This window comes from Butyrivibrio sp. (genome assembly GCF_024699075.1).
The window spans coordinates 1-13,419 of sequence record NZ_JAILQF010000183.1 but is presented as its reverse complement, the minus strand read 5'-3'; the positions used below and the strand labels follow the sequence as shown (position 1 = coordinate 13,419).

The following is a 13,419-nucleotide window of genomic DNA, read 5'->3' as shown; positions in this document are numbered from 1 at the left end:
GAGAATTTGTTCATTGGTAAATGTGGTCTTGTTAGAAGAAACATGGAAAACAAGTGGAGGAATTGGATATTATGGCTGAAATTTGGGATTTGTATGATCGCGACGGAAATAGAACCGGAGAAACATGGGTAAGAGGCTTTGGTAATTTCAAAGATATTCCGGAAGAAAGATATCACCTTGGCGTTGATATCCTTGATATAGCTATTGATAAGCTTCAGGTTAATGCGGATGAGCTTGGCGTTTCAGATTGCATTCATGGCTTTGTAGATACGATTGAGCATTATCCGATAACAATAGGTACATATGACCTGATCATTGCAGTTTCTGCCTTGGAGCATGTGGAAAGCAAAGAGATCTTTTGGAATAAACTAAGAGAGATCAGAGATGGAATAAAAACTGACGGGATAGTTTGCCTTGTAATCAATTCAGATGTCAGGGAAAAGAATAAAGAGACTCTTGAAGATCTCGAGCCACAATTTGAAGTGAATCTATCTACAAAGGAGCTTCAGAGCTGCATTGATGATATATTCTCTGAATGGGATACAATCAAAAGAACTGTAAGTTATCAGGAATATTATATTCCCAGAGATGTTATTACAAGCCATCTCACGACTAATGTAGTGACATATGTTGGAATTTATGCAGGATATTGATATAGTTAATGCCACTCTTCATAGTTGTTTTGAAGCATTTACATATGGCGGAGCTATCCTTGACAATAATTGCATTTGATCATAGAATTTAATTATAATTCGGCATAACACACAAATGCCGAATAAGAATCAAATTTCAAGTTGAGGGAGAAATTATGTCAGAATCATCAATACTTCCTGAAGATAAAAAGCTTTTTTCCGTGCAGGAGCTTAAAGACTATGGTTTTTCGCTGTATAAGATCAGCAAGCTAGTTGATGAAGGGAAGCTAATAAAACTAAATAAAAGATATTATGAGAATGCAGAGTATTGTGGAGAAGAATCCGATTTCTACTATGCAGAGGCATATGCTCCGAAGGGAGTAATATGTCTGCTTAGTGCTGCAGTTTATTATCATCTCACAACTTTTATCCCCGATGCTGTTGATGTGGCTATTCCGAGAAAATCAAAGGTTTCTACGATTCCGGATTGGCCACAGATTAACATTCATTATTATACAGATAGCAGGCATGAACTAGGAGCAATAACGGTAAAGGAAGGTAAGAATGAATTCCAGATATATGATATAGAGAAAACCGTTGTTGATATCGTATTTTACAGAGAAAAAGTTGGGATTGAAGAAACAAAGGAAATCCTTGTGTCATATCTTCAAAGGAAGGATCGAAATCTTAACAGACTTCTCAAATATGCAGAGTTAATGAAATGCGATAAGACAATGAGACAATATCTGGAGGTTCTCGTATGATAAGCGCAATATCAGTAAAAGATAGGCTAAAGAACAAGGCAATTGCAAGTGGTAAAACTTTTCAGGAAGCGCTGGTAACGTATGGATTGGAACGAACCGTATACAGGCTATCGGTGTCAGAGTATATAGAGCGCTTTACATTGAAAGGTGGTATTTTTCTTTATGCGTTATTTGATGGTGAGTTTGCAAGAGCAACAAGGGATATTGACCTTCTTGCAAAGAATATACCAAATAATGTGGAAGATATGAAAAAGGTATTTGAAAATATATTTTCCATTTCATGCGATGATGCGCTTACGTTTGATCTTGATACCTTGGATGTCAAAGAGATCACTGAATTTAAGGAATATCATGGTGTGAATGTTTCTATTATGGCATATTTGGACAGGACTAAGGTTCCGGTTTCAATTGATATTGGGTTTGGTGATGTTATTTATCCTGAGAGAATAAAGATGGAGTTTCCAGTACTGCTCGATATGGAGATACCTGAGATTTACGCTTATTCAATTTCTTCGGTTATTTCAGAGAAGTTTGAGGCAATTGTTTCTTTAGGAGATGCTAATAGCAGATATAAAGACTTTTATGATATATACATACTAGCTGACAGGTATGATTTTGATGGGGCAGAACTTAAAGAAGCAGTTAAGGAAACATTTGAGCACCGTGGAACAGGTTTTGATGATATATTTGCATTTACTGATGATTTCTTAGCAAGTGGTATACATCAAAGCAGGTGGAAGGCCTTTCTGAAAAAGAAGAAAGCTGTGGTAAATACAGAGTTGGAAGATGTAGTAATATTGCTTAAGGCGATGTTGCTTCCGATTGTTGATAGCATAACTAGAGGAATAGATTATTCATCAGAGTGGGATCATTTAGCTAAAAGGTGGAAATAAGAAATCGTTAAAAAAATCAAGCTGATTCTATTATGCAAGTTATGCTTCAAATGGGCTTTCTGGATCAAAATAAACGTTATATTGAATATTAATTAACAATAACTTACACTAAATAATGGAACTATTTTTCTCATTTTTTCAAAACGAAGTCAAGTGTGAGGAAACTATATGGGTAATAATAGAAAGCGTAAGTTATTGTTGGTAACCATGTCCATAGCAATGGTATGTTCTCTAGGTACAGGCTGTGGCAAGTTGTTAACAAGAATCTGAGCATCATAAATGAATGTTGCAGATATAATGACTATAATTCCGGTTATGAATTTGATACCTATTCATACAAATCTCATTCCTACTACGTAGAAAGTGGTAAGAAGATAGAACTTTCTGACATTGTGGCAGATGAAGATGCCTTTTTTCCCATTCTATCTGAGAAGGTCAAGGTCGTCGTAGATGATGATCTTATGGTGTCTATGGGCAAGCCTTCAACCAATGAGCATCAGAGATATATGCATATAACACCGACGGTGAATATATGTATGTTTCAGGATTTCTTTTGTCATACGACGAAGACAGCAGGCTTTACTATCCTGAATATGAAGGTAGCGCCAGCGATTACTTTTTTTCCTATATCATAAGAGTGATAAAAATGTCATTATCGAAGACCATGACGAATTCGGTTACGGTAAGATGAACAGCTATGTTCTTAAAGATGGCAGGATAGAAGATGGTGATGGCATAGACGCAGGAATTGCACCGTTCAAATGGGTGGTTTTAGTTAATTACAAAAAGCTCTCACCATAGTTTATATGATGAGAGCTTTTTATATTAAAAAGGGAGGTTATGAAAAAAATTTCAGATATATACAAAGCTGTAGTAGTGGTTATTTTGGGGGATTAGATGTGGTTAGCTACTTCGAATGCATCCCAGATACCATACATGATGTTGGATACCTGCTTAGCATCGCCAAGGAGGTAGATCTCGTCTACATCATTCTTGTACTGGTTGTAGAGTGTATTCTCGCTTGCATAACCTACGCAAAGTACTACGCTGTCAGCTTCAAGCTCTTTAGTTCCTTCGCCTACAGATGCCTTTAATACGCCGTCCTTGTATTCTGTAACTTTAGCACCTGTAACAACGTCGATACCGTTGAATGGAATGAGCTTTTCAAGCATTTCCTTATTAGCTGAGCAGAGAGGTCCGTTAACTGCCATGAGCTTATCAAGAGCTTCTACTATAGTTACCTTTTTGCCCTTCTGAGCAAGGTCAAGTGCAAGTTCGCATCCTACAAGACCGCCGCCGACTACAACTACCTTGTCTCCGGCATCTTTCTTGCCAAGAAGTACCTGCTCTGCAGAGTAAACCTTGTCATCATCGCCAAGTGAGAACATCTTAGGACGAGAACCTGTAGCAAGGATAACAGCATCATACTGACTATCAAGGATCTCCTTCTCAGTAGCCTTTGTATTCATGTGAACTTCTACATTAAGGCGTACCATTTCATCTTCGTACCACTTAGCAAGTGCGATATCGTCTTCCTTGAATGCCGGAGCACCACCAGGGATGAGGTTACCGCCAAGTCTGTCTGATGCTTCATAAAGGACAGGCTCATGACCTCTTTCTGCAAGTACGCGTGCAGCTTCACAACCTGCAACACCGCCGCCTACTACGAGGACTTTTTTCTTCTTAACAACAGGGTTGTACTTGTTAAGTCTCTCTTTGCCTGCCTGAGGGTTAACAGCACAGTTGATGAGAGAGTAAGTCTGGATACGACCCATGCAGCCTTCCTGACAGCTGATACATGGACGGATCTGTGAGAGGTTACCTCTACGGATCTTGTTAACGATATCAGGATCAGCAAGTGTAGGACGACCAAGGGAGATCATGTCGCAGATATTCTTGTCAAGACAGTCAATAGCTGTATCAGGGTTATCTACACGACCTGCCATGATAACAGGGATATTTACATTCTCCTTAGTGATACGTGCAAATTCCTTGTAAGGAGCCTTCTCCATGTACATCGGAGGGTGATTCCACCACCATGCATCGTATGTTCCTGCGTCTACGTCAAGAGCGTCATAGCCGAACTTCTCAAGGAGCTTTGCTGCCTCGATACCTTCTTCGATATCACGGCCTTTTTCTTCGAATTCTTCGCCCGGAAGAGCACCTTCACGGAAGTCCTTGACCATGCTCTTAAGTGAGAATCTCATTGCAACAGGGAAGTCCCAGCCACAAGTCTTAGCAATCTCTTCACGGATCTCTTTAGCAAATCTGAGTCTGTTCTCAAGTGATCCGCCGTATTCATCTTCTCTGTGATTGAAGAAGGAGATAGCAAACTGGTCGATAAGGTATCCTTCGTGTACAGCGTGGATCTCAACGCCGTCGAAGCCTGCACGCTTAGCATTGTAAGCACCCTTACCAAAGCTCTCTACGATTCCGTGGATCTCTTCTACAGTAAGTGGACGGCAAGTCTTGTCAAGCCATCTGTGCGGGATAGCAGAAGCAGATACAGGAGGGAACTCTCCAAGGTTTGTAGGGATAGTAACGCGTCCGAATCCGCCGCTCATCTGCAGGAATATCTTAGAACCGTAAGCGTGTACACGCTCTGTCATCTCACGGCTTGTTCTTACGAACTGAACCGGATTGTAAGTTGAGTTAGGTGTATTAGGAAAAGAAGGCTTCTCAACTTCAGTGTCTGAGAATGTTACACCTGTGATGATAAGACCGATGCCGCCCTTGGCACGTCTTGTGTAGTAATCAATACCTCTGTCATTCCAGCCGCCTTCGCAGTCGCCAAGACCAAGTGGTCCCATGGGCGCCATAGCGTAGCGGTTCTTGATTTCGAGCTTACCGATCTTGATAGGCTCAAAAAGTCCCTGGTACTTCATTTAATTGTCCTCCTACCTGTTTATTATTTGTATATAATGGAAAAATATCGAAACATGCGTATGTAGCATGCTTCATAAGCCGGGTGAAAAAGCTTAACTTGCCTTTGTTAAACTTTTATCATATGCATTAATTTTATAATATTCACGTGCTATGAACCATCAACAAAAGGTGGATAGGGTTAAACAAAACATTTCGGTTATTGACTCATATAGCTAAAAAGTGCTAGGATTAAGTGAAATTAATATTGTAGTAGGGCTGGCATTGCTGGCCACGGTTAGGAAATCCATAATCCATCTCGGGTCATGGATTTTTTTTTGCATCAAATAAGCTAATACATTTATACTTCCAACTCGGACGGTTGAATAATATATATTTGGAAAGGATATAAAACAATGCAAAACGAATTATTTGAAAAAACACCTATTCCCAAGGCTTATATGAAGATGGCGCTGCCTGTTGTTATGGGTATGGTAGTTACTCTTATTTATAATCTTGTAGATACTTATTTTATCGCGCTGACAGGTAATACGGATCTTATTGCAGGAGTATCTTTGTGCGCACCTTTATTTACACTGCTTCTGGCAATAGGAGATATATTTGGAATAGGCGGAAGCTCTGTGATCTCAAGAGCCCTTGGATCACATGACAGAGATGGAGCAAGGAGTAAGAGTACATTTTGTATATATACTTCTATTATCACAGGTATTATTTTTACTATACTTATGCTGGTATTTAAAAAGCAGGTAGTTATGCTCCTTGGAGCTACTGATAATACTTATGATTATGCTAAGCAGTACTATACATGGCTTATTCTTGCTTCAACTTTTGTCATCTTTTCACTGGTTCCGTCTAATCTTTTAAGAGCAGAAGGTAAGGCTATGGAATCGATGGTAGGATCTGTTGTTGGAACTGTTGTTAATATAATCCTTGATCCTATATTTATCTTTAAACTGGGGCTTGGCGCGGCAGGAGCTGCCATGGCAACTGCCATAGGTTATGTTGTTACATCTGTCTTTTTTGTCATAATAATTGTCAAAAAGAGTGATGTGTTGTCTATAGATCCGGCAAATCTAAGTTTTGATGTTAAGACATTCTCCGGAGTTTTGGCTATAGGACTTCCTTCCAGTATCACAAACCTGATGCAGACAGTGGGTATCACCCTCACCAATAGATACCTGCAGCCTTACGGTGATGACAATATCGCCATTATGGGTATCGTCCTTAAGATCGTTAATATAGCTGTACTTGTAATTGTTGGTCTATCTTTTGGCGGTCAGCCTCTTATTGGCTATTGTTATGGAGCAAAACTTAAGGACAGGCTTAAGAAGATCATGGGATTTGGAATGGCTCTTACAGGTGGAACAGGACTTACAGCACTTTTTCTTCTGTCTCTTTTTTCAAAAGTCATACTTGGAAGATTTCTGACTGACCCTGATATGATAGATATGGGTGCGAGAATGCTTATATTCCAGCTTCTAGGAATGCCGCTCATGGGAATATGTCTTATTGTTATCTGTACATTTCAGGCAACAGGTAAGGCGGCAGGTGCGTTTATTTTATCATCCTGCAGACAGGGGATCGCATTTTGGCCTGCACTTTTAATTCTATCTATGACTGCAGGACTTAACGGCATTATTGCAGCGCAGGTTACTGCTGATATAATCACTACAGTTGTTGCCTTTTTACTGTTTAGAGTCTTTCTTTGGAGAGAAATAGTTTAGATTCGTAAACAAAGTTTAAAAATCCGATTCCCAAGTAGGTTTCGGATTTTTTAATGAATCAGATATGACAATTGTCATTATAAATGGTGACGATGTTCACTGGTTTATAAGTACTGCTATATGTATTATAGTCTCATAGCAAGTCACCCATAAAACAATGAATCGTTGAGTAACGGATGAATTGAGTATATAACTAAAACTTCACACTTGAAGATGCCGGTTTGACCAATTGGGAAGCCTGCAAATAGCTAATCATAAAGGGAGAAGAATATGAGTACTAGCGTAGTAGCAATCGATAATCTGGTAAAAAGATACGGAGACAAAGTTGCAGTTGACCACTTTTCACTTAATGTACAGGAAGGAGAAATATTAGGACTTCTTGGACCAAATGGGTCAGGCAAGACCACAACGATCAACTGCCTGTTATCACTGCTTCAGTATGATAAGGGGACAGTTACTATTTTTGACAAAGAGATGAAACCTGAGGCTTATGATATCAAGTCACAGATAGGCGTTGTAATGCAGAATGTAGCAGTAGTTGATACCTTGAACGTATATGAGAATGTAGACTTTTTCTGCGGATTATATATTAAAAATAAAGCTCTAAGAAAAAAATATGTAGAGGAAGCTCTTGAGTTTACAGGTCTATCAGAATACAAAAAGTATAAGCCTCAAAAGCTCTCAGGAGGACTTCTCAGAAGACTTAACATAGCCTGCGGTATCGCTCATAAGCCAAAGCTTATCATCTTCGATGAGCCGACAGTTGCTGTTGATCCCCAGTCAAGGAATGCGATCCTTGAAGGCATCAGGAAGATGAATAAGGCAGGAGCTACGATCATCTATACATCCCACTATATGGAAGAAGTTGAAGAGCTCTGTACCAGAGTAGTCATCATGGATCATGGCAGAAACGTAGCAAGTGGCACTTCACAAGAGCTCAAGTCATCTCTTATAAGTCGTGAGACGATAAGAGTCGGTCTTCCTGACAGATCAGACAAGATCATAGGTGATATCAAAGAGATAAATCATGTATATAAGGTCAAAGAGGATGGTGATGATCTTGTGATCAAGTGCGATGGCGGAGAACACAACCTTGTACACATCCTTGGATATCTTACTGATAATCATATCCCATTTGGACATGTATCAACACAGCTTCCATCACTAAATGACGTATTCCTTGAGATAACAGGAAAGGAGCTTAGAGACTGATGTTTGGACGCATTTATATATACAAACTAAAAGAGCTTGCAAGAAACAGATATCTTGTTGGATGGAACTTCCTGTTCCCGATCGTTCTGGCAACAGCTTTTTATATGGGATTTGGAAATATGATCGCAGAAGATCCTGATACATTTAAAGCAATTGATGTTGGATATGTTAATACAGGAGACGTTGATACAAGCTTTACTTTGATGCTGGATGAGCTTTCTAAAGAAAATGACGATCATGAGAAGATACTTAATGTACATGAATATCAATCCAAAGAGGAAGCACTAAAGGACCTAAAAGGAGAAGATGGTCTGTATGGAATATATGTTGATGATAACGGCGATGTAGAGACGATCGTTCCTTTTAACGGATATAAGACGACGACTCTTAATCAGATAGTAAGAGAGTATGAGAACAAAGTAACACTTATAGAAAATATAGCCAAAGACCATCCTGATAAGCTTGAAAGTTCTATGGAGATGATATCCGGTGATCTTAAAGTCCTTAAAGAACATGAATTTGGCAATAATACTTCCCAATACCTTCAATACTTCTTTGCTCTTATAGCTATGGCTTCACTTTTTAGTTCCTGGATAAGTACGGCGATGCTGGAAGGAATGTGTGCCAATCTGACTGAGCGAGGCAAGCGTTTTGAGTGTTCACCGGCAAGTAAGCTTTTGTCAATTGCGGCAGGAATCTTAGCAGGCCTTACACTGCAAGCTGTCTCTAATGCAATAGTTGTTGTATATGTTGAGTATATCTTGAAGATAAATCTTGGAGCTCCGCTTCTTAACATAATCTTCCTGACTACTCTTGGAAGTGGGCTTGGAATATCAGCAGGTGTACTTATGGGCTCTTTGATCAGAAATGAAAGACTGCTTGTAGTAGTGCCGCTTGCTTTTACTATGACATGTTCTTTTTGCAGCGGCCTTATGTGGCACCAGATAAGGCAGCTTATTGAAGCGAACTTCCCTATACTAAATAAGATCAATCCCGCAGCGCTTCTTGTAGACTGTCTGTATACAAGAGCTGCTTATGGCAAAACAGATATATACTATCAGGATATTTATATTATGAGTGGTATGATCGCCGGATGTCTCATCATCAGTGCATTCCTTTTAAGGAGGAGAAAATATGTCAGTCTTTAATGCGATACTTAAATCTCTTAAATCCAATATAATGACCATAATAGTCTATTTTTCCATATTTGCAGTATTTGGAAATATGCAGGCAAGAGCTAAGGTTACTACACAAGAAGATGTCTTTGAAGAAGTAACTGTCAAAGTGGCTGTAACAGACAAGGATAACTCTAAACTAAGCAGAGCTCTTGTAAGCTATCTTGAAAGCACTCAGGAAGTTGTAGATCCAAAGACCGATGATTCTCAGACTATGAATGATAATGTAAGATTCCTTATCTATGAATATGCTCTTATAATTCCGGAGGGTTTTGAAGACAACATTTTATCAGGTAATACGGAAGGCGCTCTTACATATATAGCTCCTGGCACCACCGCATCACAGTTCCTATTAACCCAAAAGCTTGATGACTATCTGCAGGACGTTGTGATATATTTAAATAGTGGTTATAGCGAGGATGAGGCTATAAGACTTACGTATGATCAGATGTTAGAGCTCAGTGGCACTAAGGCATCTGTACTTGATACATCTGATGATAACCATCGTTCTTTTTATACATCCATGTTCACATTTAACGGATACACACTTATGATGCTCCTGTGCATCTGCTGTGCAAGTACTCTGACTTTTATGAAGAACAAAGATGTCAAAAAGCGTATCTCAGTTAGTGGAATGCACTTTATGACCAGAAATGCAGCAACTATCGGAGGCGTAACCTTCGTGGGTTTTGCGATCACTTCTTTTGTAATTCTGGTCATCCAGCTTATGGGCCTTGAATATGCTAATGCGAAGCTTTTATACTATGCACTTGATACCTACGCTCTGATGCTGGTGGGACTTGGAATGGCATATTTTATCTGCTCGATATCAGCCAGCGAGAATCTTATCAATATGATATCCAACATGCTGGTATTGTCCATGAGTTTTCTATGCGGAGTGTTTATTGACAAAGAGCTTCTGTCTGACGGTATTGTCAAAGCAGCTCACTTCATGCCTCTTTACTGGTATACAAGAGCTTTGGATTTTATCAATGACACGCCGGTTGACAGCATTATGGGACGACGTTTTGGAACATATCTACTTATAGAAGTCCTCTTTGGCATGGCTTTCTTAGCAGCAGGCATGATCATTACAAGGAAAAAGGAACAATATGCTCTATGATGTGATTATCCGCCTTCTGGCGGCGGCAGGACTTATTACTATAGCAAATGCAAATGGCATTACAACCTCTTCGGTTGTAGTGTCTGTTTGCATTTTTTTGATACTTGAAGTAAGTCTTCTTTTTAATGATAAAAGAGTTTACAGTTTTGTTACCTTAATCCCTTTTGTGATAGCAGGTGCGTATGTTTGGGGAGATCCTTATGACACGTTAAAGCTATGGGCAATCGTGATACTTGGAGCCTTTACAGCTGTCTCTATCATCTTGTATGAGATCATGATGAAATACAAGACACTTCTTTTTAGAACAAGGGATGACAGCAAGGAACTGGAAGATATGCTTGAAGACAAGAATAGACGCCTTATGTCAGAGCAGGATCAACAGGTACACCTTGCTACACTTGCTGAGCGCAACAGGATAGCAAGAGAGATCCATGACAATGTAGGCCACCTTCTGTCAAGAGCAATCCTTCTACTTGGGGCTATCAAGACTGTCAACAAGGATGATTCTATAAGTTCGCAGCTTGAGATGCTGGCAGGAACCCTGGATGAGTCTATGGAGAAGATGAGAGCCTCAGTTCATGATCTTCACGACGATTCTATAGACCTTAAGAAGAACTTTGATGATATAATAGGAGAACTTAAAGACTATAAAGTCCTTGCAGATCTTGATCTTGACGAGTCTGTTCCTACAAAGATAAAGCTGTCTCTGATCGGTATACTAAAAGAAGCAGTTACTAACATATTAAAGCATTCAAGTGCAGACACCGTCTCCATCATACTTCAGAGGAACTATAGCTTTTGTAGCCTTTCTGTCACTGATAATGGACATCTGTCTGATGCTCAGAGAGAATTAATCTCATCCGGCACTCTTGACGGTATAGGCCTTGAGAATATCAGGAACAGAGCAAGAAGTCTTGGCGGTGATGCCTACTTCTATACAAACGATGGCTTCACAGTATTTGCGCGCCTCCCCATAAATGATCCCCGGTGACGGAGTTAAGGGAACAAGAAAGGATTACGTACTATGCCGGCAGAAGATAAAAAGATACTATTAGTAGATGATGATGAACTTATAACAATGTCTCTTGAGATGATCATAAATGCAGAAGAAGGCTTTAACGTCGTCGGCAAGGGTGGCAGCGGACGAGAAGGTATAGATTTATATGACAAGCTAAGCCCGGACCTTCTTCTTATGGATATCAGAATGGCCGATATGAATGGACTTGAAGCTGCAGAAGAGATATTAAAAAGGCATAAGGATGCAGTGATACTCTTTTTGACAACATTCTCTGATGATGAATATATTGTGAAAGCTTTAAAGCTTGGCGTTAGGGGATATCTTCTGAAGCAGGACTATAAGTCGCTTCCGGCTGCGCTTAAAGCTGCAATGAATGGTCAGAGCGTATTCGGAGGAGCTGTTGTAGACAAGCTTCCTGCGCTTATGAACGAGGTTCAATCCAGAGAATCAGGATTTGATTATGAGTCCAAAGATATTACAGAAAAAGAGTTTGAGGTTATCCAGCTGGTAGCAGAGGGATATTCTAATAAAGAGATAGCTGGAAAGCTCTTTTTGTCAGAAGGCACAGTCAGGAACTATCTGTCTACTATACTTGAAAAGCTGGAACTACGTGACAGGACACAGCTTGCAATTTTTTATCTCAAAAATCATCAGTGACAATATTGATATGTATATAGATTTGGGGGCATATACAGCCCCCATTTTTTTGAAAAATGCGGCGGCGCATTCTCGTGACTTTAGTCGTGAGTCCTAAATATTTAATCTTTTTACAAATTACCACAATACTGATAAAATATATATAATTTAATGAATATATCAACAGGAGAGGATGGCGTAGCTATGATTTTTCAAAAGACATATTTACGTATTTTATCAATGTTGCAGGTTCTTTTAATTCTTGTATGCTTTACATCACTTGTGGGATGCGGAGCGCAAAAAACTAAAAGTCTTTCGCAGTACTGGGCGACAGATTCTGAAGCAGCCCAGAGTCTTGAAGCTTATGTCAAGAAAGTGACCAATAAGAAAGATAATGAGAACTTTATTCCTGAAGAAGACCGTATTGCAGTATTTGACATGGACGGCACACTTACTTGTGAGACCTACTATACATATTATGACACGATGATGTTCATAAATTATTGCTTAGAAGACCATCCCGAGAGAGTATCGGATGAATTGAAAGCAGCTGCACAGGAAATTAAGCCCGGATACACTGCAGGTGAAGAGCTGGCAAGGAATTTTGCCAAAGCCTATGCTGGAATGACTATTCAGGAACTGTATGACTATGCCGTGGAATTTGGTCAGAAAGAGACAGACAGTTTTAATAATATGCGTTATATTGACGGCTTCTACCTGCCTATGGTAGAGGTTGTAAAGTTCCTCTATGATAACGGTTTTACCATTTATGTGGTCAGCGGTACGGAGCGAACCACAACCAGAGCGATCATCGACAATTCACCCATCAAAGACTATGTATCTCCCAGTCATGTGATAGGCACTGAATTCGAAGTGAAAGTTAAGGGTTATGAGGATGTCTCATCCAACATGGATTACAAATATGCAGATGGTGACGAGCTTGTGATCACAGGTGGTTTTATACAGAAGAACCTGAATGCAAACAAGACAATCTGGATAGAGCGTGAGATAGGACAGCGCCCTGTGCTTGCCTTTGGTAACAGCGGCAGCGACACCAGCATGATGAATTATGTTATAGATGAAAGAAATCCGTACCCTTCTGAGGCTTACATGGTAGTTGCGGATGACAGCGAGCGTGAGTGGGGCAAACAGGACTGGACCGAGAAATCTGCAGAATATAGAGAACAGGGATATGTGCCAATCTCAATGAAGAATGACTTTTTAAAGATATATCCCGACACAGTCACAAGGGCTGATGAGCAGTACATTGAATCAGAAGATGCTGCAGCAGCTAGAATTGCTATTCCAAAAGAAAAACTGATCAGCTTTGTGAAAAGACAATCTTATAGCATTTAAGCA

The 13,419-nt window shown here is 39.7% G+C and carries 12 protein-coding genes; 11 read left to right on the top strand and 1 reads right to left on the bottom strand.

All coding sequences use genetic code 11. The features are described 5' to 3' along the window. The first annotated feature begins 71 nt into the window (after nt 1–71). From K6G87_RS07230 to K6G87_RS07215, 4 genes are all read left to right on the top strand, one after another. Nucleotides 72–653, top strand: a complete 582-nt coding sequence (locus K6G87_RS07230) for a class I SAM-dependent methyltransferase (protein WP_296835397.1) — start codon at nt 72–74, stop codon at nt 651–653. 155 nt (nt 654–808) lie between these two features. Next, entirely contained in the window at nt 809–1,396 is a 588-nt protein-coding gene (locus K6G87_RS07225) for a type IV toxin-antitoxin system AbiEi family antitoxin domain-containing protein (RefSeq protein WP_296835395.1), read from the top strand. Then, complete coding sequence (locus K6G87_RS07220) at nt 1,393–2,289, top strand: nucleotidyl transferase AbiEii/AbiGii toxin family protein (RefSeq protein ID WP_296835394.1); 897 nt, start codon at nt 1,393–1,395, stop codon at nt 2,287–2,289. The genes K6G87_RS07225 and K6G87_RS07220 overlap by 4 nt, the downstream gene beginning before the upstream one ends. A 224-nt stretch (nt 2,290–2,513) precedes the next feature. Then, on the top strand, nt 2,514–2,924 hold the full coding sequence (locus tag K6G87_RS07215) for a hypothetical protein (protein WP_296835392.1): 411 nt from the start codon (nt 2,514–2,516) through the stop codon (nt 2,922–2,924). 258 nt (nt 2,925–3,182) lie between these two features. On the opposite strand, the gene K6G87_RS07210 is transcribed toward K6G87_RS07215, so the two are convergent. Further along, complete coding sequence (locus K6G87_RS07210) at nt 3,183–5,174, bottom strand: oxidoreductase (protein WP_022758645.1); 1,992 nt, start codon at nt 5,172–5,174, stop codon at nt 3,183–3,185. A 393-nt stretch (nt 5,175–5,567) separates the two neighbouring features. Between K6G87_RS07210 and K6G87_RS07205 the strand changes: the two genes are divergently transcribed. The 7 genes from K6G87_RS07205 to K6G87_RS07175 all read left to right on the top strand — a co-directional run bounded on the left by K6G87_RS07205 (nt 5,568) and on the right by K6G87_RS07175 (nt 13,416). Continuing rightward, the gene (locus K6G87_RS07205; protein WP_296835389.1) at nt 5,568–6,896 is read left to right on the top strand and encodes an MATE family efflux transporter; all 1,329 of its coding nucleotides are present in this window, start codon (nt 5,568–5,570) and stop codon (nt 6,894–6,896) included. 270 nt (nt 6,897–7,166) lie between these two features. Next, entirely contained in the window at nt 7,167–8,108 is a 942-nt protein-coding gene (locus tag K6G87_RS07200) for an ABC transporter ATP-binding protein (protein ID WP_027205639.1), read from the top strand. Then, nucleotides 8,108–9,256 carry an ABC transporter permease gene (locus K6G87_RS07195; protein WP_296835386.1) on the top strand — a complete coding sequence of 383 codons (1,149 nt, stop codon included), beginning with the start codon at nt 8,108–8,110 and terminating at the stop codon, nt 9,254–9,256. The genes K6G87_RS07200 and K6G87_RS07195 overlap by 1 nt, the downstream gene beginning before the upstream one ends. Then, complete coding sequence (locus tag K6G87_RS07190) at nt 9,243–10,406, top strand: ABC transporter permease (protein WP_296835384.1); 1,164 nt, start codon at nt 9,243–9,245, stop codon at nt 10,404–10,406. The genes K6G87_RS07195 and K6G87_RS07190 overlap by 14 nt, the downstream gene beginning before the upstream one ends. After that, a complete protein-coding gene (locus K6G87_RS07185) occupies nt 10,396–11,397 on the top strand; it encodes a sensor histidine kinase (RefSeq protein WP_296835382.1) in 1,002 nt (333 codons plus the stop codon). Before K6G87_RS07190 ends, K6G87_RS07185 begins: the two co-directional genes overlap by 11 nt. 33 nt (nt 11,398–11,430) lie before the next feature. Then, nucleotides 11,431–12,081: a response regulator gene (locus K6G87_RS07180; RefSeq protein ID WP_296835380.1), complete on the top strand. Its 651-nt coding sequence runs from the start codon at nt 11,431–11,433 to the stop codon at nt 12,079–12,081. Between the two features lie 183 nt (nt 12,082–12,264). Beyond that, entirely contained in the window at nt 12,265–13,416 is a 1,152-nt protein-coding gene (locus tag K6G87_RS07175) for an HAD family hydrolase (RefSeq protein WP_296835378.1), read from the top strand. Nucleotides 13,417–13,419 lie beyond the last annotated feature (3 nt).